Below are 25,277 nucleotides of genomic sequence, written 5' to 3'. Positions count from 1 at the left end.
GGCGCCCAGGGAGAACCCTCTTTCAATTGGCGCTCATTTGGTTTATAGGCAGCGCCAGCATCAGGCATGCCTGATTGCATTCGCGGCCAATGCTGGACGACATCCCGGCGTTTGGCGACTTCAATCTCCTCTCATAGAAAGGACCATCCGATGTCGATCACTGCTGAGCGCAAGGCTGCGCTGATCAAGGAATACGCTACCGCCGAAGGCGACACCGGTTCTCCGGAAGTCCAGGTTGCGATCCTGACCGAGCGCATCAACAACCTCACGGAACACTTCAAGGACCACAAGAAGGACAACCACTCCCGTCGTGGCCTCCTGACGATGGTTTCCAGCCGGCGCTCGCTTCTTGACTACCTCAAGAAGAAGGACGAAGGCCGTTATACCAAGCTGATCACCAGCCTCGGTATCCGCCGCTAACGGAATCTCCGGCGGGCGTTCACCTGAACGTCCGCCGGATGCTTATGAAGGGTATGAACCCTTGAGACCAGTTTCCCTCGCGCCTTATGCCGGTGCGATGCGAGACCGACGGCAGGCCGGATGGGCCGGTGCTGCCAACAACAACCGTTGACCTGTCATGGGGCAGGATTGCCGGATGCTTTCAGCCGAAGCCTAGCGCTTCGGCCGATCTTCGAAAGCCTCTCGTTGTCTTGCCCGTGATGCGTCACACTTCGTGCGGTCGAAGATGTGCCCTGCCGAATTCGTCGGCGACGGCGCCTTTTCCCGCATCATGCAAGGACAAGATATGTTCGATATCCATACCGTCGAAATCGAGTGGGCAGGCCGCCCGCTAAAGCTCGAAACCGGCAAGATCGCCCGTCAGGCTGACGGCGCCGTTGTCGCCACCTACGGCGAGACCGTGGTGCTTGCGACCGTCGTTTCCGCCAAGGCGCCGAAGCCGGGCCAGGACTTCTTCCCGCTCACCGTCAACTACCAGGAAAAGACCTACGCAGCCGGCAAGATCCCCGGCGGCTACTTCAAGCGTGAGGGTCGTCCGAGCGAAAACGAAACCCTCGTTTCGCGCCTGATCGACCGCCCGATCCGCCCGCTCTTCCCGGAAGGCTACAAGAACGACACCCAGGTTGTCGTCACGGTCATCCAGCATGACCTCGAAAACAATCCCGACATCCTGTCGATGGTCGCAACCTCGGCTGCCCTGACGCTCTCGGGCGTTCCCTTCATGGGCCCGGTCGGCGGCGCTCGCGTCGGCTACATCAACGGCGAATACGTGCTCAACCCGCATCTCGACGAGATGGACGAATCGAGCCTCGACCTGGTCGTTGCCGGGACGCAGGACGCCGTTCTGATGGTTGAATCCGAAGCCAAGGAACTGCCTGAAGACGTCATGCTCGGCGCCGTCATGTTCGGTCATCGCGGCTTCCAGCCTGTCATCGATGCGATCATCAAGCTCGCCGAAGTCGCTGCCAAGGAACCGCGCGACTTCCAACCGGAAGATTATTCCGAGCTCGAGAAGGAAATGCTCGGCCTCGCCGAAGCCGAACTGCGCGACGCCTACAAGATCACGCAGAAGGCCGATCGCTACGCTGCCGTCGACGCCGTCAAGGCGAAGGTGAAGGCACACTTCCTGCCGGAAGAAGGCGAAGCCAAGTACACGGCCGAAGAAGTCGGCGCCATCTTCAAGCACCTGCAGGCGAAGATCGTTCGCTGGAACATCCTCGACACGTCCAGCCGCATCGACGGCCGCGACCTGTCGACCGTTCGCCCGATCGTTTCAGAAGTCGGCCTGCTGCCGCGCACGCACGGTTCGGCGCTGTTTACCCGCGGTGAAACGCAGGCAATCGTCGTCGCCACACTCGGCACCGGCGAAGACGAACAGTATGTCGACAGCCTGACCGGCATGTACAAGGAGCGTTTCCTGCTCCATTACAACTTCCCTCCCTACTCGGTTGGCGAAACCGGCCGCATGGGTTCTCCGGGTCGTCGCGAAATCGGTCACGGCAAGCTCGCATGGCGCGCTATCCGCCCGATGCTGCCGTCGGCGGAACAGTTCCCCTATACGCTGCGCGTCGTTTCCGAGATCACCGAGTCCAACGGCTCATCCTCGATGGCAACGGTTTGCGGCACCTCGCTCGCCCTGATGGACGCCGGCGTGCCGCTGGCAAAGCCGGTTGCCGGCATTGCCATGGGTCTGATCCTGGAGGGCGATCGCTTCGCGGTTCTCTCCGACATTCTCGGTGACGAAGACCACCTCGGCGACATGGACTTCAAGGTCGCCGGCACTGCCGACGGCATCACCTCGCTGCAGATGGACATCAAGATCGCCGGCATCACCGAAGAGATCATGAAGGTCGCTCTTGGCCAGGCACAGGGCGGTCGTGCCCACATCCTCGGCGAAATGTCCAAGGCTATCACCGAGAGCCGCGGTCAGCTCGGCGAATTCGCTCCGCGCATCGAAGTCATGAACATCCCGGTCGACAAGATCCGCGAAGTCATCGGCTCCGGCGGCAAGGTCATCCGCGAAATCGTCGAAAAGACCGGCGCGAAGATCAACATCGAGGACGACGGCACCGTCAAGATCGCCTCCTCTTCCGGCAAGGAAATCGAAGCGGCCCGCAAGTGGATCCACTCGATCGTTGCCGAGCCGGAAGTTGGCCAGATCTACGAAGGTACTGTTGTCAAGACCGCCGACTTCGGCGCCTTCGTCAACTTCTTCGGCGCTCGCGACGGCCTCGTCCACATCTCTCAGCTCGCTTCCGAGCGCGTTGCCAAGACGCAGGACGTCGTCAAGGAAGGCGACAAGGTCTGGGTCAAGCTGCTCGGCTTCGACGAGCGCGGCAAGGTTCGCCTGTCCATGAAGGTTGTCGATCAGGCGACCGGCCAGGAAATCGCGGCCGACAAGAAGAAGGACGACGCGGCCGAGTAAGCTGCGCCTTCATCCAAGTTCCGGGGCGCGGGGTCTTTTCCGCGCCCTTTTTATATGATGGCTGTCGGCTGCTTTCGCTGAAACTGCATGCCCGGCCCCTCACCCTATCCCTCTCCCCGCCGTGCGGGGAGAGGGGATGCGACTGTGCTCGATTATCGCCTTCCTCCAAACTGAGGCACGCTGTCTTGCTCTGTCGTCCCCTCTCCCGTTTCAACGGGGAGAGGGCTAGGGTGAGGGGCAAGCACAGCATACGACTGCGGCACGCACATACGACAATCGAAACTCATTCCCACGACGAGACCACGCCCATGAGCCGCGATGCCCTGAAGACCCTGTTCCACCCCTTTGCCTCCGGCACAGTCGAAGCGCCCGGCGAGGGTCAGCGTATCCTGTTTCTCGGCGCCGAGGCCGGTTTTGCGCTGCCGGAGGGATTTGCTGCCGAGCTTTCGGCGGTCCAGGGCTTCCGCCCCTTCTATCGCCAGCTGCAGGCGCAGCGGATCAACGTGACGCCGGAAATCGAAGGCGAAGGCTATGACGGAGCGCTGGTGCTCTGCGGCAAGCACAAGGGCGAGAATGAGGATCATATCGCCGAAGCGCTGGCGCGCGTCAGGGAAGGCGGCCTTATCGTCGTTGCCGGCGGCAAGGAAGACGGCATCCAGCCGCTGCGCAAGCGCGTCGAGGCCTTCGGGCTCGAAATCGAGCACATGCCGAAATATCACGGCGTCGCCTTCTGGTTTGCGCGGCCTGCCGATATCAAGCTTTTGACGGCGCAGCTCGCGAAGCCGGCGACGCTGGTCGACGACACCTTCACCACGGCGCCCGGCATGTTCTCCCATGACCGTGTCGATGCTGGCTCCGAACTTCTCGCCTCGCGCCTGCCAACCGATTTTGCCGGCGATGCCGCCGATTTCGGCGCCGGCTGGGGCTATCTCTCCGTCGAGCTGGCAATGAAGTCGCCGAGGATCGAACGTATCGACCTCTACGAGGCCCATTACGGCTCCCTGGAGGCCGCACGCGCCAATCTGCTGTCGCACTGCCCGAAGGTCGCCCAGCGCTTCTTCTGGCACGATCTGGCAAGCGAGCCGGTCAAGGACAAGTACGACCTGATCATCATGAACCCGCCCTTCCATGAGGGTCATGCCGCCGAACCTTCGCTCGGCCAGGCGATGATCAAGACCGCCGCTTCGGCACTGCGCGGCGGCGGACGGCTGATGCTGGTCGCCAATCGCGGCCTGCCCTATGAGCCGGTGCTGGCGGAGAATTTCAAAGAATTCGGCGAGACCTGCCGCAATGCCCGCTACAAGGTGCTCTGGGCCAAGAAGTAAGCGACAAAGGCGGCCAATCGCCCGCCTTTCTTATACGAGAGTCAGCCCGCGCTGCCTGGCGCCACAGAGTCCCCGAGGCTCTTCCTCCGCTATCTCTACCGTCATCCTCGGGCTTGACCCGAGGATGACGAAGTATGGGTACGCTGGGGTGGCAAACAGATCACGCCTCACGCGGTGCTCCTGCGGCCCATTCGCGGTTCAGCACGGCGTAGACGCATTCGTCGCCCCATATACCGTTGAAGCGATCGTTCTCGATCAAAAGCGCCTCACGGCGCAGGCCGAGCCGTTCGACGACGCCGACCGAGCCGGCATTTTTCGCGTCCAGCCGTGCAAAAATCCGGTGAAAGCCGAACCTTTCGAAGCCGAGGGTAATCATGGCTTGCGCCGCCTCGGTGGCATAGCCCTTCCTGGCATAGGCTGGGTTGGAGGTATAGCCGAGCTCGGCTTGAAGTGCCGCCTTGTTTGCGAATGTCAGGCTGACATCACCGACCAAAGCGCCATCCTCCCGCCGAATGACGGCGCATAGCAGCGTATCCCCATCTTCGGAGAAAGGGGAATTCAGGCGGATATCGAAACGCTCCCTCATCACTTCGGGCGAGGGAGGATCGCGGTAGAGAAAACGATAGATCTCCGGCAGGGAGCGATAGGCGCTGTAGGCGACAAAATCCTCCGGCACAAAGCGGCGGAGGATAAGACGGTCGGTCGATGCCAAAGGTTCTGCGTCGTTGGACGTCATCGGGAATCCTCTGGAAGGATATCCGGAAATTCGATCCTCCCGGCCAAAACCGGGAGGACGACTGAGATCGGGAGCTTACTCCGTATCTGCGCTCGACAGCGTTTCCAGCGTCGGCATCGAGGTGATGTTATAGCCGGCATCGACGAAGTGGATTTCGCCGGTCACGCCAGCCGAGAGATCCGACAGGAGATAGAGCGACGACGAGCCGACCTGGTCGATGGTGACGGACTTGCGCAGCGGCGCGTTGCGCTGGTTCCACGACAGGATGGCGCGGGCATCGGAAATGCCGGCACCGGCGAGTGTGCGGATCGGACCGGCGGAGACGGCGTTGACGCGAATGCCGCGCGGGCCGTAATCCGCAGCGAGATAGCGAACGGAGGCCTCGAGGGCCGCCTTGGCGACGCCCATGACGTTGTAGTTCGGGATCACGCGCGTCGAACCGTTATAGGTCAGCGTCAACATGCTGCCACCCTCGGTCATCAGATCGGCGGCGCGCTTGGCGATCTCGGTGAAGGAAAAGCAGGAAATCACCATGGTGCGGGTGAAATTTTCCCGCGTGGTGTTGGCATAGAGCCCCTTCAGCTCGTTCTTGTCGGAAAAGCCGATGGCGTGAACGATGAAGTCCAGCTTGCCCCAGCGCTCCTTGATCGCCGCGAAAACGGCATCGACCGAAGCGAGATCCTCGACATCGCAAGGCAGAAGGAAATCCGAGCTGACTTCGGCTGCCAGCGGCTTGACGCGCTTGCCGAGCGCTTCGCCCTGAAAGGTGAAAGCCAGTTCCGCGCCTTCGGCTGCCAGCGCCTTTGAAATACCCCAGGCAATCGAGTGATTGTTTGCGACGCCCATGATGAGGCCGCGCTTACCCTGCATAATTCCCGTCATTGCCTTATCCGTTGTAGCGCTGGAATACGAGCGTGGCGTTGGTGCCGCCGAAGCCGAAGGAGTTCGAAAGGGCGATATCGAACTTGGCATTGTCGATACGCTTGCGCACGATCGGCACGCCTTCGAATTCCGGGTCGAGTTCGGTGATATGAGCGCTTTCGCCGATGAAACGCTCCTGCATCATCAAGATCGAGTAGATCGATTCCTGAACGCCCGCTGCGCCGAGCGAATGGCCCGTCAGCGACTTGGTCGACTGGATCGGCGGGATCTTGGCGCCGAAGACTTCGCGGATCGCGCCGATTTCCTTGCTGTCGCCCACCGGCGTCGAGGTGCCGTGGGTGTTGATGTAGTCGATATCGCCCTTCACCGTGGCAAGCGCCTGGCGCATGCAGCGCACGGCACCCTCGCCCGATGGCGCCACCATGTCGTAACCATCCGAGGTGGCGCCGTAGCCGATGATCTCAGCATAGATCTTGGCGCCGCGGGCCTTGGCATGCTCAAGCTCTTCCAGAACCAGCACGCCGGCGCCACCGGCGATGACGAAGCCGTCACGCTTGGCGTCATAAGCGCGCGAGGCGGTTTCCGGATGGTTCTCGTTGAAGTCTGACGACATGGCGCCCATGGCGTCGAAGAGGTTCGACATGGTCCAGTCGAGATCCTCGTGGCCGCCGGCGAACATGACGTCCTGCTTGCCCCACTGGATCATTTCGGCGGCATTGCCGATGCAGTGCGCCGAGGTCGAGCATGCGGACGAGATGGAGTAGTTGACGCCGTGGATCTTGAACCATGTCGCAAGCGTGGCCGAGGCCGTCGACGACATCGACTTCGGCACCGCGAAGGGGCCGATGCGCTTCGGGCTGTTGTTCTTGCGGGTGATGTCGGCCGCTTCGATCAGCGTGCGGGTCGACGGGCCGCCGGAGCCCATGATGATGCCGGTGCGCTCGTTGGTGATATCGCCTTCCTCAAGGCCGCTATCGGCGATCGCCTGCTTCATGGCGACATGGTTCCAGGCACCGCCTTGCGACAGGAAGCGCATGGCGCGGCGATCCACCAGGTCGGTCGTATCGATCTTCGGCGCGCCCCAGACCTGGCACTTGAAGCCGTGCTCGGCGAAATCGGGGGAGAAGGAAATGCCGGATTTGGCGTCGCGCAGCGAGGCGGTCACTTCTTGCGCATTGTTTCCAATCGAAGAGACAATACCCAGACCCGTAACAACTACCCGTCTCATGTCGATGACCTTTTCTAAAACATCTGTCTTGGTGGAGGCGGCGATGCCGCGGTTCAGGCAACCTTGTCCTTGGACAGGCCCACGCGCAGGTCCGTCGCCTGATAGATGGTCTCGCCATCGGCCTTCAGCCAGCCGTCGGCGGTGCCAAGGACGAGGCGACCGCGCATGACGCGCTTGAAGTCGATGCCGTATTCGAGAAGCTTCGTGTCCGGACGAACCATGCCCTTGAACTTCACTTCGCCCGTGGAAAGCGCCATGCCGCGTCCGGGTTCGCCGAGCCAGCCAAGGAAGAAGCCGGTCAGCTGCCACATGCCGTCGAGGCCGAGGCAGCCCGGCATGATGGGATTGCCGGCGAAATGGCAGGGGAAGTACCAATCATCGGGGCGCACGTCGTATTCGGCGCGAATATAGCCCTTGTCGAAGGCTCCGCCCGTTTCGGAAATATCCGTAATGCGATGGACCATCAGCATCGGTGGCAGGGGAAGCTGTGCGTTGCCCGGGCCGAACAGCTCGCCGCGGCCACAGGACAGGATTTCCTCGTAATTGAAGCTGGATTGTCTCGTCGTCATAAAAATTCCGTTTCCCCCGCATGAATGCCGATGGATGTGAAGCTTTAGTGCAAGATCGACAGAAAATGAAGCGTAACCATCACACTCTCATTCAGCCGTTCGATCGAACGCAGTAGCTCTTATGTGGTGGTCGCATACAGGAACGCCAGAGCCGCTACCAGTGCCAAATGCGGCAAAAGCCCGATTTTTCCGGCTTTTGAGCGCCTTCCCACCCCATGGAAACTATTGAAAGCAATCAAGGCAAAAGTTATATGGCTTAGTAAAGAATTATAGAGATCAGGAATCCGGAGTCCCTGAATGGCAGAACATGCCGAAATCGCGATCGAAACCAGGCTGCGCAATGTGGGCCTAAGGCCGACTAGGCAGCGGATCGCACTGGGAGACCTCCTTTTCGCCAAGGGCGACCGCCACCTGACTGTAGAAGAGCTTCACGAGGAAGCGGTTGCCGCAGGCGTGCCCGTCTCGCTCGCAACCGTCTACAACACGCTGCATCAATTTACCGAGGCAGGCCTGATCCGTGTGCTCGCTGTCGAAAGCACCAAAACCTATTTCGACACCAACGTCTCCGATCACCATCACTTTTTCGTGGAAGGCCACAACGAGGTGCTGGATATTCCGATCAGCAATCTGACGATCGACAATCTGCCCGAGCCGCCGCAGGGCATGGAAATCGCCCATGTCGATGTGGTGATCCGTCTGCGGCGCAAGAGTAGGCAGTAGGCAGTAGGCAGTAGGCAGTAGGCAGTAGGCAGTAGAATTGTCTGCCAGCCGACCGCTATTGCCTAATGCCTATTCCCCACTGCCTCCAGATTACATCACATCGTCCGGATGCCGGCCTGGCTTGTGGTGATAGGTCGGAAAGGTCCAGCCGAACCAGAGCGCGCCGCCGCGCACCGCGAAGGCCGCGATTACGCCCAATCCCGCAGAGGCATAAAGCGGCAGCATCGTTGCATTGGCGGCGGTAAAGACGCTGGCGCCGACGAGCGAAGCGGTCACGTAGATTTCCGGACGCAGCAGCACCGAAGGTTCGTTTGCCAAGAGATCACGTAAAATGCCGCCGAAGGTCGCCGTCAGCGCGCCGGTGACGATGGCAACGGTGGGTGAGCCCGTCGCGGCCATGCCCTTGGCCGCCCCCATCACGCAGTAGGCCGACAATCCCACCGCATCGAGCCAGATGAGCAGCCGATAGCGCGATTCGAAGAGATGCGCGGTGAAGAAGACCAGGACGCCAACCACGGCGCAGATGATGATATAGGTCGGGTTCAGTACCCAGAAGACCGGCACCCGGCCGAGAACGATATCGCGCAGCGTGCCGCCGCCAATGCCGGTGACGGCCGCCAGGAACAGGAAGCCGATCAGATCGAGCTGCTTGCGCGAGGCCGCGAGCGCGCCGGTTGCGGCAAAAAGGGCGACGCCGGCATAATCAAGAAACGAGAGAAGCGACATCGAAAACTCCAGCGGAACGCCCGCGATTTTTCCGAAATGAATCACGACGGCAAGGGCCGCGCAAGCAGGCGCGTGCAAAGATGTCGCAGCGGCTGCGGCTGTTATCGTGGCCGTAACGGCGCTTCGAAAAGGAATCCCCCGTGAAATCCCTGCTGATCGTAATCCTCAACCTCTTCGCTCTCGTGATCATGCCTGCCGTGGCCGAGGCGCAGCAATCGATCCTGCAGGACCCCGTGGCCTTCGAGAAGGATCATTTCACCAAGAGCTGCGACGGCCAGGTGAGCTTCGGCGACAAGTTCGCCACCCAGCAGGACATCAACAACGACAAGCTGATGGATATCGTCATCAATGAAGGCGAGATCACCTGCAAGGGCGAAAAGGGACCCTACTGCACGGACGAAGGCTGCCCCTACAATTTCTATGTCCAGGTGGCCGAAGGCGGCTACCTGATGATCGCCACGGCGAAGATCTACGGCTATGATTTCATCCAGCGTTTCGGCAACATGGTTCTGGTCATGAAGATGCATCCGCGCTTCTGCGACCGCAAGGATGGCGAGGCCGCCTGCGAAATCACCGTCAGGGTCCGCGGCGTCAAATTCGTCACAATCTCAAAGAAATAGGTTTACGGCGCGCGCGCATCGTTAGGGCCTGGGCACGTGGTTACGGCCCCGGGCACGTGGTTACGGCCCCGGGTAGAGCGCCGAAGTGCGCCGGACGGCGTAATAGCCGACCAAGCCGACCCATTCGCGCAGGCCGGTTGCCAGCAGTTGCGCGTTGCGCGAGGGCTGGGTGAAATCGAGGCCGAGGCTTTCCTTGCCGGTGCTGCGATAATCGACCGGCCAGGGCACGACATTGATGCCCTGCTTGCGGAAAATGCCCATCGAGCGCGGCATGTGGAAGCCCGAAGTGATGAGCAAGCAATCCGAAAGACCGTTCTGCGCCAGCAGCTCCTTGGTGTTGACGGCATTCTCGAAGGTCGTGCGCGAGGTCTTGTCCTCGACCAAGCGGCTTGTGGGAATGCCGAGCGCGGTGAAGAAGCGCTCGGAGATGACGGCATCGCCCTCATAGGTGCCGCCGATCGAGCCATCGCCGCCCGAGATCACGATGCGTGACTGCGGATATTTCTGTGCCAGTCGCAGCGATTCAATCAGACGATCGCCGGCCGAATCAAGCTCGTAACCGCCGCGCGCCGTTGTCACCTCATTCTGCGTGGCGCCGCCGAGAACGATCATGCATTTCAGATCGGCGGGATCGGCAGCGGGATGCGGAAAGCGCTCCTCCAGCCCCTGAACGACATAAGCGCCGGCCGTCGTATAGAGCGAGACGAACAGGATCAGCGCCGACAAGAGCGTCGAGGTGATGACGGTTGCTCGCCAGCGCAGAAGAGCGGCGATGAAAGCCAGCAGTACGAAGAGAAACGCCAGCGACAGCGGCTGACCGAAGATCCAGACCAGTTTCGAAAAAACGAACACGGCACATCCTTGAGCTTGTCGGCAAACGATTCGTTTTTCTCCCTAGCAGATTTTTGTGCACTGCAATGTGGCTATTTCGTCCGCCGCACCGTGGACGCCGAAATAACGAAGCGCTGATTGAAGCGGCGCTGCAGCGGGCGAGGGATGAAAAGCGTCGACAGTGCCAGGACGAGGGCGACCATCGACACCAGCCAGAGCGCGTGCGGGCCAAAGGCGCCGGCCAGAAGTGCGCCGATGATGGCGCCCGAGATCATGCCGCTCCAGGGCACGATTTGCACCGTCCAGAGAAAATCGCGATCCCCCAGCAGGAAACGGCCCAGACCGCGTCCGAAGCGCGACAGCGCCCCGGTAACATAGGTGAGGCCGATCGGCAGGCCTTCGATATGCTCGACCGTGGCATTGACCATGCCCATGGCAAGCACCACGAGATAGAACTGTACCAGAAGCAGCGACGGCTCCGCAAAGCCCGCTGCAGCGGCCAGAAGGATGCTGACGCAGGCAAGCACCACGAAAGCTCGTCGATCCGCCGCATGGGCGACAACGATCCCAAGCGCGTTGCCGATGATGAATGTCAGGATGGCCGAGAAAAGCACCGCCGCATGACCGAACTCGCCCATTCCGAGGGCAATCGCCGCCCGGGTCGTATTGCCGGTCATGAAGGACACGAAATTGCCCGTCAGCACCAGCCCGACGGCATCGGTCATTCCAGCCAGAAAGGCGATCGAGGCAACAAGCAGAAACCCCGTCACGGTACGGCGGGTCTTGATGAGACGACGGCGGCGCTGTCTGGTCATGGGCGATTCGGGGCGGGTTAAGGAGGATTGGAGGCTAGCATGAAGTTGGCGGGATGCGGAGGACGGATTAAATTATCGATATGCTAAAAATAGGCAGGCTTATTTAGAGCAGTCTCTTCTTTGCAAATGTTCTGCCGGAATGGGATTTCAGATAGGTCTCAAATTCCAACGCACGATATTTATCCGGAAATGCTGAATACCAGAGGAGAACCCATGGTGCGAATTTCGCGGTATGGGTCGATTTACCGGCATTGTGGTCGGCAAACCGCCGCTTAAGGTTCGAAGTCGATCCGGTATATTGCTGGTCAGGAAAATTCGCGCTTTGGAGGATGTAAACGTACCACATCCGCCCCTCGATCAATTGGCATCCGGTGATTCGAACGCAAATTCTATATGCAATCGAGCTTGTCGTCGTATCTGAAAATGTCGGGGGGGAGATTTCAGCCCGTCGTCGCCCTGCGGGCTTTGCCGGGCACTGCTTCGGCCTAACGGTTTCCCGCGGCTGCGCTACGCGAAGCCCGTAAGGGCGAAGCGTGGTGGAGCTAAGCGGGATCGAACCGCTGACCTCTTGCATGCCATGCAAGCGCTCTCCCAGCTGAGCTATAGCCCCATCAAGATGGTGCCGTTTGACCGGCCCTGGGTCCCTTGCGAGCGCTTCGCCCGTCGGGGTGGCGGCTTATTACTTGTGGTTTTCACAGATAGCAAGCCGAAAAATTCGGCCCGGGAAATTTTTCTTTCACCGGGCCGATTGTCTTTCAGATCAGACGTCGTCTTCGTCGCCGGTGACGCCGATGATGTCGCTCATGTCGTCATCGTCTTCATCTTCGTCGGCTTCGAGGAAGGTATCGTCGTCATCGTCACCGATTTCGACATCGTCATCGCCGATATCCGGAATGTCGTCGCCGCCCGCCGCTTCGTCGGCATCCTCGAGCGAGACCAGTTCGACTTCCGTGTTTTCGGTATCGACTTCAGCCACTTCGTCTTCTTCCGGAACTTCCTTGGAAGCGGAGGTTTCCTCGAAGAAGGACAAGGGCCAGGACTTGCCGGTATAGGGCGAGACCACCGGATCCCGGTTCAGGTCATAGAACTTCTTGCCGGTATCGGGGTCGGTACGTTTTGTTCCAAGTTCCGCTTTCGCCACTGTCAAAGCCTCATGAATGGCCGAATGAAAATTCGGCAATGCCGGGGAAGCCGGCGTTTTAAGGGAAATATCAGCCGGTCCCCTTAATCGTTGCGGCCGTTTCTGTCAAAGCTAAAGTTCAAGCCGCCTCGCACGTGCTTTTTGCGCATGGCGGGATGACTGGGGAACGGGCCTGTGCTAACCAGTTGGCGTGAACCGCAGAACATCTGGCGCAAGAGCAACGCAGCCAGCACAGAATGCGGATGGAATACCGGCATCGCACAGGAATTGCCCATGCCGCACGATACCCTTCCCCAACCAGCCGTGGCACGCCGCTCGGCCGGCCTTTCCGGCACGATCCGCATTCCCGGCGACAAATCCATTTCCCATCGCTCCCTCATGTTCGGCGGCCTTGCCGCGGGCGAAACCCGCATCACCGGCCTGCTCGAGGGTGAGGACGTTCTCAACACGGGCAGGGCCATGCAGGCGCTCGGTGCTGCGATCCGCAAGGATGGCGACGTTTGGATCGTCGGCGGCGCCGGCAATGGCGGGCTGCTGGCGCCGGAGGCACCGCTCGATTTCGGCAATGCCGGCACCGGCTCCCGCCTGACCATGGGCCTGGTCGGCGCTTACGATTTCGAGACCACCCTCATCGGCGATGCCTCGCTTTCGAAGCGGCCGATGGGGCGCATCCTCCATCCGCTGCGCCTCATGGGAACACAGGTCAGAGCGGCCGAGGGCGACAAGCTGCCGGTCACCCTGCGCGGCCCGGGAGTGGCAAGCCCGCTGACCTATCGCGTGCCGATGGCTTCGGCGCAGGTCAAATCGGCGGTGCTGCTGGCGGGCCTCAATGCACCCGGCATCACAACGGTGATCGAGCCCGTCATGACCCGCGACCATACCGAACGGATGCTTGCCGGTTTCGGCGCGGCACTTTCGGTCGAGACCGATGCGGCGGGCGTCCGCACCATTCGCCTTGAGGGCCAAGGCAAGCTCACCGGCCAGACGATCGATGTCCCCGGCGATCCCTCTTCCGCCGCATTCCCGCTGGTGGCGGCATTGATCGCGCCCGGCTGCGACATCACCATCCGCAATGTGCTGATGAACCCGACGCGCACAGGCCTCATCCTGACGCTGCAGGAGATGGGCGCGGATATCGAGGTCCTCGACCGGCGCATGACGGGCGGCGAGGATGTCGCCGATCTCCGCGTGCGCTCCTCTGCGCTCAAGGGCGTCACCGTGCCGGCCGAGCGGGCGCCGTCGATGATCGACGAATACCCGGTGCTGGCCGTCGCGGCTGCTTTTGCAGAGGGCACAACCATCATGCAGGGGCTGGAGGAGCTGCGGGTGAAGGAATCCGACCGGCTCTCGGCCGTCGCCGATGGGTTGAAGCTCAACGGTGTCGACTGCAGCGAGGGCAAGGATTCGCTGATCGTTCGCGGCAGGCCTGACGGCAAGGGCCTGGGCAATGCCGTTGGCCGCAAAGTGAGCACCCATCTCGATCACCGCATCGCCATGAGCTTTCTCGTCATGGGGCTTGCCGCCGAGCATCCTGTCACGATCGACGATTCGGCCATGATCGCCACCAGCTTTCCGGAATTTTTTGCTATGATGACAAGATTGGGCGCGACGATCGAAACTTAAGCCTGATAGACCGCGCCATTGGCCATCCGAAGCCTTATCGCACAAGGTTTCCCGGCAAGGCTCCCTGGGAATGGCACAGCAAACGGACCGAAGCCATGTATCAGCCGCCCCATCACCGCGAAGACGATCTCGGTACGCAGCACCAGCTGATCCGCGCGCATCCGCTGGGAATGCTCATCACGGCTGGTGACGGCGGGCTGATCGCCAATGCAGTGCCGTTCCACCTGAATGCGGAGCTTTCGCCGAAAGGGACGCTGCAGGCGCATGTGGCCAGGGCGAACGGCCAATGGAAGGAGATTGCGGCCGGCGCGCCCGTACTCGTCGTCTTCCAGGGCGCCGATACCTATATCACGCCCTCCTGGTATGCGACGAAGCGGGAGACCGGCAAAGTGGTGCCGACCTGGAACTACGCGATCGTACAGGTGCGCGGGAAGGCGCGAACGATCGAGGACCCCACCTGGCTGCGCGCGCAGATCGGCGCGCTGACGCGCGAGAACGAGAGCGATCGCGCCCAGCCTTGGGCGGTGGAGGATGCGCCGCCGGAGTTCATTGCCGCCCAGCTGAAAGGCATCATCGGCATCGAAATCGACATTGAGACGATTGACGGAAAATGGAAGGTGAGCCAGAACCGGCCGCTGGCTGACCGACAGGGCGTGGCGGGAGGTCTTGGCGCAATCGATCGAACGGACGCCGCCGAGATGGCCGATCTGGTGCGTCGCTACAGCAAATAACGAGATATCGGGTAGGGACGGAAGAAGACATGATCATCGCCATCGACGGACCAGCGGCTGCCGGCAAGGGAACTCTGGCGCGCCGGATCGCTGAAGCCTATGGTTATCATCATCTCGATACCGGCCTCACCTACCGCGCCACCGCCAAGGCCCTGCTCGACGCCGGCCAGCCGCTTGACGACGAGACCATAGCCGAAGACATGGCGCGCAAGGTCGATCTCGCCGGGCTCGACCGCGCCGTTCTCTCCCGGCACGAGATCGGCGAGGCCGCCTCGAAGATCGCAGTCATGCCGGCCGTGCGCCGCGCTCTGGTCGAAGCGCAGCGTCGTTTTGCGCAGAAGGAGCCGGGCGCCGTGCTCGACGGCCGTGATATCGGCACCGTGGTCTGCCCGGATGCGCCGGTAAAACTCTATGTGACGGCTTCGGTCGAAGTCCGGGCGAAACGGCGCTACGAAGAAATCATCGAAGCCGGTGGCAGCGCCGATTACGACGCCATTTTCGAGGATGTGAAGCGCCGCGACGAACGCGATATGGGCCGCACCGACAGCCCTTTGAAACCAGCTGAAGAGGCATACTTGCTAGATACCTCAGAAATGAGTATAGAAGCGGCGTTTCAGACGGCAAAGTCGATCATCGACGCCGCTCTGAGCCGAAATGCCTGAAAATTTGAGCGGCCTTCGCGCGCCTCGCGCCGGAAACCGCCGATTTCAAGATAGCCTGACATTCCGTCCAAGCGCCGGATAGCTTCCCGAAGGGAGGCGGACTGGGGTCAGGCCTGTTCAACGCGAACCACCGGCGCATCAGTGTCCAGATTGCATGATCGGGACACGCCAGGAGATTTTATGTCTGTAACTTCCCCCTCTCGCGAAGATTTCGCGGCCCTTCTCGAAGAATCCTTTGCCAAGAACGATCTGGCTGAAGGCTATGTCACCAAGGGCATCATCACCGCCATCGAAAAGGATGTCGCCGTTGTAGACGTCGGCCTCAAGGTCGAAGGCCGCATCGCGCTGAAGGAATTCGGTGCACGCGCCAAGGACGGCACGCTCAAGGTTGGCGATGAAGTCGAAGTCTATGTCGAGCGTATCGAAAACGCGCTTGGCGAAGCTGTTCTTTCGCGCGAAAAGGCTCGCCGCGAAGAAAGCTGGATCAAGCTCGAAGCCAAGTTCGAAGCTGGCGAGCGCGTTGAAGGCGTTATCTTCAACCAGGTCAAGGGCGGCTTCACCGTCGATCTCGACGGCGCTATCGCCTTCCTGCCGCGTTCGCAGGTCGACATCCGTCCGATCCGCGACGTGACCCCGCTGATGCACAACCCGCAGCCCTTCGAAATCCTCAAGATGGACAAGCGCCGCGGCAACATCGTCGTTTCGCGTCGTACGGTTCTGGAAGAGTCCCGTGCCGAGCAGCGTTCTGAAATCGTTCAGAACCTCGAAGAAGGCCAGGTTGTTGACGGCGTCGTCAAGAACATCACCGATTACGGTGCGTTCGTTGACCTCGGCGGCATCGACGGCCTGCTGCACGTCACCGACATGGCATGGCGCCGTGTGAACCATCCGTCGGAAATCCTGTCCATCGGCCAGCAGGTCAAGGTACAGATCATCCGCATCAACCAGGAAACCCACCGCATCTCGCTCGGCATGAAGCAGCTCGAGAGCGATCCGTGGGACGGCATCCAGGCCAAGTATCCGGAAGGCAAGAAGATCTCCGGTACGGTTACGAACATCACCGACTACGGTGCGTTCGTCGAGCTGGAGCCGGGCATCGAAGGCCTCATCCACATCTCGGAAATGTCCTGGACCAAGAAGAACGTTCACCCCGGCAAGATCCTGTCCACGAGCCAGGAAGTCGAAGTGGTCGTTCTCGAAGTGGATCCGACCAAGCGTCGTATCTCGCTCGGCCTGAAGCAGACGCTGGAAAACCCGTGGGCAGCATTCGCCCGCAACCATCCGGCTGGCACCGAAGTCGAAGGCGAAGTCAAGAACAAGACCGAATTCGGCCTGTTCATCGGCCTCGACGGCGATGTGGACGGCATGGTTCACCTCTCCGACCTCGACTGGAACCGTCCGGGCGAGCAGGTCATCGAAGAGTACAACAAGGGTGACGTCGTCAAGGCTGTCGTTCTCGACGTCGACGTCGAGAAGGAACGCATCTCGCTCGGCATCAAGCAGCTCGGCAAGGACGCAGTCGGCGAAGCAGCAGCTTCCGGCGACCTGCGCAAGAATGCAGTCGTTTCCTGCGAAGTCATCGCAGTCAACGACGGCGGCATCGAAGTGAAGCTCGTCAACCACGAAGACATCACCTCGTTCATCCGCCGCGCCGATCTGTCGCGTGACCGTGACGAACAGCGTCCGGAGCGTTTCTCGGTTGGTCAGGTTGTCGACGCTCGCGTCACCAACTTCTCCAAGAAGGACCGCAAGATCATGCTGTCGATCAAGGCTCTGGAAATCGCAGAAGAGAAGGAAGCCGTTGCTCAGTTCGGTTCGTCCGACTCGGGCGCTTCGCTCGGCGACATCCTGGGTGCGGCTCTGAAGAACCGCAACGCCGAGTAATCCTCGGTAGAAGCCTGGAAACAAAAGACCCGCCGGAGCGATCCGGCGGGTTTTTCTTTGTCTGGAGTGTCATGCCTATGTCTGCTGCCTCTTCGGGCAGTCTATTCCCAGGCCACCATGCGCCGGTAGAAATCGAAGGCGTGGTCGTGCAGAGGGTCGCGCAGAGGCTGCGGCAAGGCAACGAGCTCCGGCCTGACGTTATCGTCCACCGCGGAGGCCGGGCCAGCTTCCGCTTCGTCGGATGCCTCGCCCTCTGCTTGTGCCGATAATTCCTCGGCATGGGCCTCCTCTTCATCCTGGCCTTGCGGGGTCTCCTCATCCTGACCCTGCCCGCCCTCCTCATCGCCGACGGGGTCAACGCGATTGAGCAGCTTCGATTCGTCATTCTTAATCGGGGTATCGACCGGCAGATAATTCGCCACGACGAAGGGAACGCCGAGCGGTGGCAATGCCTGCATTCCCGCCTGTTCCGCGGCCTCATAGGCTACCATCGGCACGGCGGATGATGTTTGCAGCGATGGTTTGCCGGAAGCTGCGGGAAGAACGTCGGGTGTTTCGGGTCCTTCCGCCAATGACACCGGCATGGCCGCCGCTGCGACCGGGCTCTTGGCACCTTCATTGACGGCCGGCGGCTGCGTGGACGATGCCTGCGCCGCGGTATTGCCGGTCAGCGCCTGGGCGATGATCTTCTCTGCGGAAGAGGAGGGATTGTTGATGATCTGAAGAAGATCGGAACCGGTCGCCATCGCGGGCGGACTGATGATGACCTGCAGGCCCTGTTTGATGTCGGCTTCTATCTGCTGGATATCGCGCGGCACCGGTGGCGGCGTCAGCGGCGACCGGATCAATGCGACTTCTGTCGGGAGTTCGGCCTCGGCGGCGATCGCCGTCAGCAGTACGCTCGCGGTCAAATCATCGACGAGAGACGCGAGCGCGGAAGGCTGGACCGTGGCAGTTGCGGCGGCACCACTGCCGGCAAGCGCGGCTTGCGGGGTCGCGGCGATACCGTTTTGCGCGACCGTCTGCGCTTGAGTCGTCTGGGCAGCAGCCGGCGCCGATTGAGATTGGACGGGAATGCCAGATTGCAGCGTCGGCTGCGCCGCAGGTGCCGGCTGGGCGGCAGGCTGAGCCGTCGCTGGTGTGGCCGCGGTCGTAGACGCAGGTGTCGACATGGCGGAAGCCGGTTCTTCTGCGGCAGCGGCAAGCGCCGTTGCCAGGGTGGCCAGATCGGCCGCCTTCTGCAGCGGGGCTGAAACAGGTGCCTGGGAGGCTGGCGTTTCCGCTTCGCCGGCATTCTGCCCATAGGAATTGACGACCGCCTTCAGGACAGCGTCCGGCTCGGTGACCGACGCCTGCTCCAGGCTGAGAGCCAGCTGTACCGCCTGCGGGCTTTCCGGATTCTCCAATGCCGCTGTCAGAAGCGGCAGTGGCACTGGCGTCCTCATCTGCATATCCATTCGCTGCTGCGCGGCGGCGAGCTGCGGTGGCGTCAGGCTGCGGATTGCGGCGGCAACACGCTGCGCATAGGCAGTATTGCTTTCACCCGGCTCACGGGAAACATTCACCACCTTGCTGGCGGCATCGATCGCGGAAAGCAGACTGTCGAGCATGCGTTCGCGGGCCGCGACCAGCAGCATGTTCAGCTTGCCCTCGACGTTGGCATTGACGGTGCTCGACAGGACGGCGAGCGGCGTTGCCGTCGTCTGAAGCCCGGAGGTCTCGGCCGTTGCGGCGATCGGCTTCTCAATGGACACACCCACAGCGGACACGGCACCAACGGGAAGCAACATGACATGCTCCTTTGTCTGGCAAGGCGACGATGGAAGCGGGAAGCAGGTTCAATCGAGGTCCGCTCATGCGGCCTATGGATTTCCTAGCGCCGGATAACCGAATTGGCGAGGCGCGAACGCGCAGAACTGGAAATCATCCGCAAAATAGCAGTCTAGTCCTTAACAGATCACTAAATAAAAGGGCCGATGCCACTTCCGCGACGCCGGCCCCTGGATTTCGCCCTGCAAGCGAAGCAATCAGCTGTGCGCGAAGATATCCGCCTCTTCCCAGCCGAGAAGGTCGAGCTTGGCGCGCGTCGGCAGGAAGGCGAAGCAATCATCCGCATAGTCCATGCGGCCATCGCGCAGCAGGCGTTGCGTCAGCTTTTCCCGTAGCGCATGCAGATAAAGTACGTCGGAGGCGGCATATTCGAGCTGCGCCGGCGACAGCGTTTCCGCCGCCCAGTCTGACGATTGCTGCGCCTTGGAAATATCGACGTCCAACATCTCCTTGAGATTGTCCTTCAGGCCGTGACGGTCGGTATAGGTGCGGCAGAGGCGCGAGGCGATCTTGGTGCAGAAGACAGGCGTGGTGGTGACGCCGAACGTATGGAACAGCACGGCGATATCGAAGCGGCCATAATGAAAGATCTTCTGGTGCGTCGGATCGGCGAGCATGGCGACGAGATTGGGGGCCTGCTTCTGGCCAGCCGCGATGCGGATGATGTCAGCAGTGCCATCGCCCGGCGAAAGCTGCACGAGGCAAAGCCGGTCGCGTCGCGGAACGAGGCCGAGGGTTTCGGTGTCGATGGCAATGGCGCCGGTATAGCGGGCGGCATCCTCAGCGGAAATATCGCCTTCATGATAACGGATGGTGGCAGCCATGAGATTCTCCCGGCTCTGTCGTTCTGAATTCGCTTTTGTCCGTTCTACAGAATAGACGGGATGAGAACCATACCGGCGCCCGTCAAAAAGTCGGCGGCGTATTGATCCAGAGCAATATGGTCTCACCGTCATGGCGATTGCGCCAGGAATGATAACGGCGGCTTTCGAAATAAAGGGAATCACCCGGCAGGAGATCGAAGAACTGATCGCTGTCGAGCACCAGTTCCAGGTGACCGGCAACGACATGGATGAACTCCTCGCCTTCGTGGCGATAGGCACCCTCGCTCGTCGCACCAGGGGCTAGCACGAAGCGATGGCAGTCCATCATCGTCCTGCCCTCGGCGAGCAGTTGGACGGTGACGCCCGGCGTCGTTGCCGGCCAGGCACGCCATTCGCCGGATCGGACAAGCGCGGAAGCATCCTCCCGCTCCTCGCCCGACAGGCGCGATACCGTCGTGCCATAATAATCCGCAAGGTCATGCAGGGTCTTGAAGCTGACGCCTTGTGAGGTGCGTTCCAGCGTCGACAGCGTCGAGGAAGTCATGCCCATGTCGGCGGCGACCTGCTCCAGCGTCTTGCCGGCGGCATGGCGCAGTGACCGGAGCCTGCGGCCGATATCGGAGGAGGCCGGTTGCTCGCCATTCTCAAGGCTGGCCGCGCCACCCTCTTCCATCTCCAGCGCCTCCCGAATCGCAGCCGGATTGAGACCGCGCTCCGCCCGAAACCATGCAATGCGTTTCAGCCGCGCCACGTCCTCGGCGCTGTACTGGCGGTGCCCGGTCTCGGAGCGGGAGGGAACGACCAGCCCCTGGCTTTCCCATAGCCGCAGCGTGGAGGCCGATACGCCGGCAAGACGCGCCGCTTCCGCCACCTTGTAGCGCACCGGGTGTCGCTCCGGCTCGATGCTGCTCATTTGCCAAGATTCCTGATTTTCGTTTTCGATCCGTTTAGCACGGATGATGCGACTTAGCGCGCCTTAAAAGCCGCGCGGCACTCTATGTGAGTCTTTCGCGCATTCTTGTCACCCGCACAAAATCTCGCTTGAAATCTTGCAGGAAAAATGTAGGATTTTTCTAAATAATTTGCAGAACTTCTGCAAGATAATTCGGAAACGCCTTCCTGGGAGCCACTGCAATGACTTTGACCGAGCGGAAGAACGCCGCCATTTCCCGCGGCGTCGGCATGACGACGCAGATCTACGCCGATCGCGCCGAAAATGCCGAAATCTGGGACAAGGAAGGCAATCGCTATATCGATTTCGCTTCCGGCATTGCTGTGGTGAATACCGGCCATCGCCACCCTCGCGTCATAGCCGCCGTCAAGAAACAGCTCGACCGCTTCACTCATACCTGCCATCAGGTCGTGCCCTATGAGAGCTATGTGCATCTGGCCGAACGGCTGAACGCGATCGTCCCCGGCGATTTCGCCAAGAAGACGATCTTCGTGACGACGGGCGCGGAAGCGGTCGAAAACGCCGTGAAGATCGCTCGCGCCGCCACCGGCCGCGCCGCCATCATCGCCTTCGGCGGCGGCTTCCATGGCCGCACCTTCATGGGCATGGCGCTGACGGGCAAGGTTGCGCCCTATAAGATCGGCTTCGGCCCGATGCCGGGCGACGTTTTCCATGCGCCCTTCCCGGTGCCGCTGCACGGTATCAGCGTCGAGCAGTCGCTGGCGGCGCTGAAGAAGCTCTTTGCCGCCGACGTCGATCCGCAGCGAGTGGCCGCAATCATTCTCGAACCTGTTCAGGGCGAAGGCGGCTTCTATCCCGCGCCCGCTGCCTTCATGAAGGCGCTGCGCGAAATCTGCGACCAGCACGGCATTCTCCTGATCGCTGACGAAGTTCAGACCGGCTTTGCGCGCACCGGCAAGATGTTTGCAATGGATCACCATGAGGTGGCGGCCGATCTCGTCACCATGGCGAAGAGCCTTGCCGGCGGCTTTCCGCTCGCCGCTATCACCGGCCGCGCCGAAATCATGGATGCACCCGCTCCAGGGGGCCTCGGCGGCACCTATGGCGGCAATCCGCTCGGGATCGCCGCTGCCCATGCCGTGCTCGACGTCATCGCCGACGAGGGTCTGTGCGATCGCGCTAATCAGCTCGGCTCACGCCTGAAACAACGTCTGGAATCGCTGCGCGACAAAGTGCCTGAGATTGCTGATATCCGCGGTCCCGGCTTCATGAACGCGGTGGAATTCAATGATGCGGCGACAAAGCTGCCGAGCGCGGATTTCGCCAACAAGGTGCGACTGGCCGCGCTCGACAGGGGGCTGATCCTGTTAACCTGCGGTGTCTACGGCAACGTCATCCGCTTCCTGTCGCCGATCACCATTCAGGACGGCGTGTTCAGCGAAGCGCTCGACATTCTTGAGGCATCGCTAATCGAGGCGAGCGCCGCCCGCTGACGGCGAGGGCAATCGCATATGAAATGAGGTCGCTGCCGCGCGTCCCCTTCTCCCCTCGGGGAGAAGGTGCCGTCAGGCGGATGAGGGGGTGCCAAGCGCACCAAAATTCACGCATCCGAGCCGGTCGGCGCCCTCATCCGACCCTTCGGGCCACCTTCTCCCCACGGGGAGAAGGAACTGGCGGCACCAAACAATATCGGAGTGCATAGCATGTCCTTTACAACGGCAATGACCAAGCATGTTCCCTTCTCCTCACGCCTCCTGCGCGCCGCCGGCTATATCAACGGCGCCTGGACCGGCGGCGGGGCGACGAAGACTTTCGATGTCATCAACCCCGCGTCAGGCGAAGTGCTGGCTTCGCTGCCGGATATGGGTGCTGCCGAAACGACGGCCGCCATCGACGCAGCCTATATAGCCCAGACCGCCTGGGCCGCCCGCCCGGCCAAGGAACGGGCGACAATCTTACGGAAATGGTTCGATCTGATGATCGTCAATACCGGTGAGCTGGCGGCAATCCTGACCGCCGAAATGGGCAAGCCGCTTCCTGAAGCCAGAGGCGAAATCCTCTACGCCGCTTCCTATGTCGAATGGTATGCGGAAGAGGCAAAGCGCATCTATGGCGAAACCATTCCAGCGCCCTCGAACGACAAGCGCATGGTCGTCATCAAGCAGCCGGTTGGCGTCGTCGGCACGATCACGCCCTGGAACTTCCCGGCGGCGATGATTGCCCGCAAGATCGCACCGGCGCTTGCCGTCGGCTGCACCGTGGTTTCGAAACCCGCCGAACAGACGCCGCTGACGGCGATCGCGCTTGCCGTGCTTGCCGAAGAAGCGGGCATTCCCCCCGGCGTGCTCAATATCATCGTCGGCATCGACGGCCCCGCCATCGGCCGCGAGCTTTGCGGCAATCCGAAGGTGCGCAAGATCAGCTTCACCGGCTCGACGGAAGTCGGCCGCATCCTGATGCGCCAGTGCGCCGACCAGATCAAGAAGGTCAGCCTCGAGCTCGGCGGCAATGCGCCTTTCATCGTTTTTGACGACGCCGATCTCGACGCCGCCGTCGAAGGCGCCATGGCTTCGAAATACCGCAATGCCGGCCAGACCTGCGTCTGCGCCAACCGCATCTATGTGCAATCCAATGTCTATGACGCCTTTGCCGCCAAGCTTGCCGCGAAGGTGAGCGAGCTTTCCGTGGGTGACGGCTTCAAGCCAGGCGTAACGGTTGGACCGCTGATCGACGAACAGGGTGTCGCAAAGGCCGAAGACCATGTTCGGGATGCAGTTTCGAAGGGAGCACGCGTCGTCCTCGGCGGCAAGCGCATTGAGGGTGTCGGCACCTTCTTTGCACCGACCATCCTGACTGGCGTCGACCGAAGCATGAAGGTCGCCCGCGAGGAAACCTTCGGCCCGGTGGCACCGCTCTTCCGCTTCGATACCGTCGAGGATGTCATCACCCAGGCGAACGACACCGAATTCGGCCTTGCTGCCTATTTCTTCGCCGGCGACCTCAAGAAGGTCTGGCGCGTGGCCGAGGCACTGGAATACGGCATGGTCGGCATCAATACCGGCCTGATGTCATCGGAGACGGCGCCGTTCGGCGGCATCAAGCAATCCGGGCTCGGCCGCGAAGGCTCGCGCCACGGCGCCGACGACTATCTGGAAATGAAGTATCTCTGCATCGGCAATCTATAGCCAGCTATTAAGTTGACGTAATGTGAATGCGGCCCTGCCATAGCCGGGCCGCGCTTAAACGGTCGGTGTAAAAAGCGCCGGTATCGAGATTGAGCCTGAGGCCATTGACTTCGGCCCGCTGGACTGGTGTGTGTCCGTGGATAATCAGCTTCGGCAGCGGCTGTGCGCTGTCGTAGAAGCGCGAGCGGATGAAGATGAGGTCGTCATCTTGCTGATGGGCAATCGACCGATCAGGATCGATGCCGGCATGGACGAATAGGACCTCTGGCGTATCCAGCATAATAGGCATTCGGCGCAGGAAATTGACGTGATCGTCGGGCAGCCAGGTGCGAATGAAAGTATCGAGCTTCTTCTGCTTGGGATATAGCTGCTGCAGACGAGGGATATCCACGCCATAGGAGGCGAGCGTCGCATCTCCACCCAGCGCCACCCAATCCTCGAGCGATATCTCGCCGTCGACATAGGACAGCATCGCCATCTCATGATTGCCGGTGAGACATATGCGGTCGAAGCCGTTCGGCGGCGGCGCCATCAGGCGGCCGACGACCTGGGCAGAGGCGGGGCCGCGATCGATGTAATCTCCGAGCATGATGATGAGTTTGCGGCCCGGCAGGTCGGCGGCATCGGCGAAGATCTTGCGCTCCAGCGCGCTCAACAGATCGTAACGGCCATGAACGTCACCGATGACGTAGGTGGGCATGTCGAGATGTTCGAGCCATTCCCGGCGTCGACGATGGCCGAAGCCATTGACCATTTTTTCGCGTATTCTGGACGCCGCCATGAACCTGCCTTTCGAGCGCACACCCCGGAACGCCTCAACCGTGTCTGCAAAAAGGACTCAAAAGCGACGATTCTTTGCCAGAAAGGCGGATATCATCGCTTATGACGGTTCTGCCAGCAGCAGCGAACCTGCGGCACCGGCCCGCCTTGCGGCAAAGCGTCCTGAACGGCGCCTTTATGCATGGAGAAAGTTGACAGTGCGTATCCGCAATCTTATCGCGCCAACCACACTGGCGCGAGAAATTCCCGCCGTTCAACCCAAGAAAACATGCGTACCGGACAGCTTCGGTATATTGGCTGCCGGATTGCCGCCGCAAACAACATGCCTCAAACTGGGAACGTTCCATTCATGGCGACTGTAAACTTAT

At 61.1% G+C, this 25,277-nt stretch carries 25 protein-coding genes and 1 tRNA gene; 12 read left to right on the top strand and 14 right to left on the bottom strand.

The annotated features are described in order from the left end of the window. The first annotated feature begins 150 nt into the window (after window positions 1-150). The 3 genes from rpsO to AC13RM_RS27920 all read left to right on the top strand — a co-directional run bounded on the left by rpsO (window position 151) and on the right by AC13RM_RS27920 (window position 4,209). A complete protein-coding gene (rpsO, locus tag AC13RM_RS27930) occupies window positions 151-420 on the top strand; it encodes a 30S ribosomal protein S15 (RefSeq protein ID WP_069613589.1) in 270 nt (89 codons plus the stop codon). Between the two features lie 325 nt (window positions 421-745). Then, a complete protein-coding gene (gene pnp, locus AC13RM_RS27925; RefSeq protein ID WP_112398691.1) occupies window positions 746-2,884 on the top strand; it encodes a polyribonucleotide nucleotidyltransferase in 2,139 nt (712 codons plus the stop codon). A gap of 308 nt (window positions 2,885-3,192) precedes the next feature. Further along, complete coding sequence (locus tag AC13RM_RS27920; RefSeq protein WP_488555927.1) at window positions 3,193-4,209, top strand: class I SAM-dependent methyltransferase; 1,017 nt, start codon at window positions 3,193-3,195, stop codon at window positions 4,207-4,209. 160 nt (window positions 4,210-4,369) lie between these two features. Here the strand turns inward: AC13RM_RS27920 and AC13RM_RS27915 are convergent, their stop codons facing one another. The 4 genes from AC13RM_RS27915 to fabA all read right to left on the bottom strand — a co-directional run bounded on the left by AC13RM_RS27915 (window position 4,370) and on the right by fabA (window position 7,624). Next, the gene (locus AC13RM_RS27915; RefSeq protein ID WP_440478928.1) at window positions 4,370-4,945 is read right to left on the bottom strand and encodes a GNAT family N-acetyltransferase; all 576 of its coding nucleotides are present in this window, start codon (window positions 4,943-4,945) and stop codon (window positions 4,370-4,372) included. Window positions 4,946-5,020: 75 nt separating this feature from the next. Next, window positions 5,021-5,827 (bottom strand): enoyl-ACP reductase FabI, encoded by an 807-nt coding sequence (gene fabI, locus AC13RM_RS27910; protein ID WP_374822472.1) that lies wholly within the window; start codon window positions 5,825-5,827, stop codon window positions 5,021-5,023. Between the two features lie 4 nt (window positions 5,828-5,831). Further along, complete coding sequence (gene fabB / locus AC13RM_RS27905; RefSeq protein WP_374822469.1) at window positions 5,832-7,055, bottom strand: beta-ketoacyl-ACP synthase I; 1,224 nt, start codon at window positions 7,053-7,055, stop codon at window positions 5,832-5,834. Between the two features lie 53 nt (window positions 7,056-7,108). Then, window positions 7,109-7,624 carry a 3-hydroxyacyl-[acyl-carrier-protein] dehydratase FabA gene (fabA, locus tag AC13RM_RS27900; protein ID WP_015338264.1) on the bottom strand — a complete coding sequence of 172 codons (516 nt, stop codon included), beginning with the start codon at window positions 7,622-7,624 and terminating at the stop codon, window positions 7,109-7,111. A 297-nt stretch (window positions 7,625-7,921) separates the two neighbouring features. Between fabA and irrA the strand changes: the two genes are divergently transcribed. Then, the gene (gene irrA, locus AC13RM_RS27895) at window positions 7,922-8,344 is read left to right on the top strand and encodes an iron response transcriptional regulator IrrA (protein ID WP_113232685.1); all 423 of its coding nucleotides are present in this window, start codon (window positions 7,922-7,924) and stop codon (window positions 8,342-8,344) included. Window positions 8,345-8,434: 90 nt separating this feature from the next. On the opposite strand, the gene AC13RM_RS27890 is transcribed toward irrA, so the two are convergent. Continuing rightward, the gene (locus AC13RM_RS27890; protein WP_112338929.1) at window positions 8,435-9,070 is read right to left on the bottom strand and encodes a trimeric intracellular cation channel family protein; all 636 of its coding nucleotides are present in this window, start codon (window positions 9,068-9,070) and stop codon (window positions 8,435-8,437) included. 140 nt (window positions 9,071-9,210) lie between these two features. Here AC13RM_RS27890 and AC13RM_RS27885 point away from each other — a divergent pair, with 140 nt between their 5' ends. After that, window positions 9,211-9,690, top strand: coding sequence for a hypothetical protein (locus AC13RM_RS27885; RefSeq protein ID WP_113232684.1), 480 nt, complete (start codon window positions 9,211-9,213; stop codon window positions 9,688-9,690). A gap of 60 nt (window positions 9,691-9,750) precedes the next feature. Here AC13RM_RS27885 and AC13RM_RS27880 read toward each other — a convergent pair whose 3' ends face one another. From AC13RM_RS27880 to AC13RM_RS27860, 5 genes are all read right to left on the bottom strand, one after another. Beyond that, window positions 9,751-10,542 carry a YdcF family protein gene (locus AC13RM_RS27880; RefSeq protein WP_488555926.1) on the bottom strand — a complete coding sequence of 264 codons (792 nt, stop codon included), beginning with the start codon at window positions 10,540-10,542 and terminating at the stop codon, window positions 9,751-9,753. Window positions 10,543-10,613: 71 nt separating this feature from the next. Further along, a complete protein-coding gene (locus tag AC13RM_RS27875) occupies window positions 10,614-11,336 on the bottom strand; it encodes a YoaK family protein (protein ID WP_488555925.1) in 723 nt (240 codons plus the stop codon). 103 nt (window positions 11,337-11,439) lie between these two features. After that, window positions 11,440-11,682: a GIY-YIG nuclease family protein gene (locus AC13RM_RS27870; protein WP_488555924.1), complete on the bottom strand. Its 243-nt coding sequence runs from the start codon at window positions 11,680-11,682 to the stop codon at window positions 11,440-11,442. 188 nt (window positions 11,683-11,870) lie between these two features. Further along, window positions 11,871-11,946: transfer RNA gene (locus AC13RM_RS27865), tRNA-Ala, on the bottom strand. 150 nt (window positions 11,947-12,096) lie between these two features. Further along, entirely contained in the window at window positions 12,097-12,477 is a 381-nt protein-coding gene (locus AC13RM_RS27860; protein WP_113232731.1) for a TIGR02300 family protein, read from the bottom strand. Between the two features lie 273 nt (window positions 12,478-12,750). On the opposite strand from AC13RM_RS27860, the gene aroA reads away from it, so the two are divergent. From aroA to rpsA, 4 genes are all read left to right on the top strand, one after another. Then, entirely contained in the window at window positions 12,751-14,100 is a 1,350-nt protein-coding gene (gene aroA, locus AC13RM_RS27855) for a 3-phosphoshikimate 1-carboxyvinyltransferase (protein WP_488555923.1), read from the top strand. A 95-nt stretch (window positions 14,101-14,195) separates the two neighbouring features. Further along, a complete protein-coding gene (locus tag AC13RM_RS27850; protein WP_113232680.1) occupies window positions 14,196-14,831 on the top strand; it encodes an FMN-binding negative transcriptional regulator in 636 nt (211 codons plus the stop codon). A 29-nt stretch (window positions 14,832-14,860) separates the two neighbouring features. After that, complete coding sequence (cmk, locus tag AC13RM_RS27845; RefSeq protein ID WP_488555922.1) at window positions 14,861-15,493, top strand: (d)CMP kinase; 633 nt, start codon at window positions 14,861-14,863, stop codon at window positions 15,491-15,493. 180 nt (window positions 15,494-15,673) lie between these two features. Then, a complete protein-coding gene (rpsA, locus tag AC13RM_RS27840) occupies window positions 15,674-17,377 on the top strand; it encodes a 30S ribosomal protein S1 (protein WP_092720370.1) in 1,704 nt (567 codons plus the stop codon). Between the two features lie 101 nt (window positions 17,378-17,478). Here rpsA and AC13RM_RS27835 read toward each other — a convergent pair whose 3' ends face one another. The 3 genes from AC13RM_RS27835 to AC13RM_RS27825 form a co-directional block, all read right to left on the bottom strand. Then, complete coding sequence (locus AC13RM_RS27835) at window positions 17,479-19,167, bottom strand: hypothetical protein (RefSeq protein WP_488555921.1); 1,689 nt, start codon at window positions 19,165-19,167, stop codon at window positions 17,479-17,481. Window positions 19,168-19,404: 237 nt separating this feature from the next. Further along, complete coding sequence (locus AC13RM_RS27830; RefSeq protein ID WP_374822447.1) at window positions 19,405-20,031, bottom strand: ribonuclease D; 627 nt, start codon at window positions 20,029-20,031, stop codon at window positions 19,405-19,407. Window positions 20,032-20,113: 82 nt separating this feature from the next. After that, window positions 20,114-20,944 (bottom strand): MerR family transcriptional regulator, encoded by an 831-nt coding sequence (locus AC13RM_RS27825; RefSeq protein ID WP_113232676.1) that lies wholly within the window; start codon window positions 20,942-20,944, stop codon window positions 20,114-20,116. A 221-nt stretch (window positions 20,945-21,165) separates the two neighbouring features. Here AC13RM_RS27825 and AC13RM_RS27820 point away from each other — a divergent pair, with 221 nt between their 5' ends. Together AC13RM_RS27820 and AC13RM_RS27815 are read left to right on the top strand one after the other, a co-directional pair. After that, entirely contained in the window at window positions 21,166-22,437 is a 1,272-nt protein-coding gene (locus tag AC13RM_RS27820; RefSeq protein ID WP_374822444.1) for a 4-aminobutyrate--2-oxoglutarate transaminase, read from the top strand. A gap of 210 nt (window positions 22,438-22,647) precedes the next feature. Continuing rightward, a complete protein-coding gene (locus AC13RM_RS27815) occupies window positions 22,648-24,129 on the top strand; it encodes an NAD-dependent succinate-semialdehyde dehydrogenase (RefSeq protein ID WP_374822442.1) in 1,482 nt (493 codons plus the stop codon). Between the two features lie 7 nt (window positions 24,130-24,136). Here AC13RM_RS27815 and AC13RM_RS27810 read toward each other — a convergent pair whose 3' ends face one another. Then, complete coding sequence (locus AC13RM_RS27810) at window positions 24,137-24,910, bottom strand: metallophosphoesterase (protein WP_113232673.1); 774 nt, start codon at window positions 24,908-24,910, stop codon at window positions 24,137-24,139. On the opposite strand from AC13RM_RS27810, the gene AC13RM_RS27805 reads away from it, so the two are divergent. Continuing rightward, window positions 24,909-25,271: a hypothetical protein gene (locus tag AC13RM_RS27805; RefSeq protein WP_374822439.1), complete on the top strand. Its 363-nt coding sequence runs from the start codon at window positions 24,909-24,911 to the stop codon at window positions 25,269-25,271. The two genes, AC13RM_RS27810 and AC13RM_RS27805, sit on opposite strands and share 2 nt — an antisense overlap. The last annotated feature ends 6 nt before the right edge of the window (window positions 25,272-25,277 follow it).

Source organism: Martinezella sp. CNPSo 3732 (genome assembly GCF_057784515.1).
Note: the sequence above shows the minus strand (reverse complement) of the source record. Positions and strands in the feature narration are given on the sequence as shown.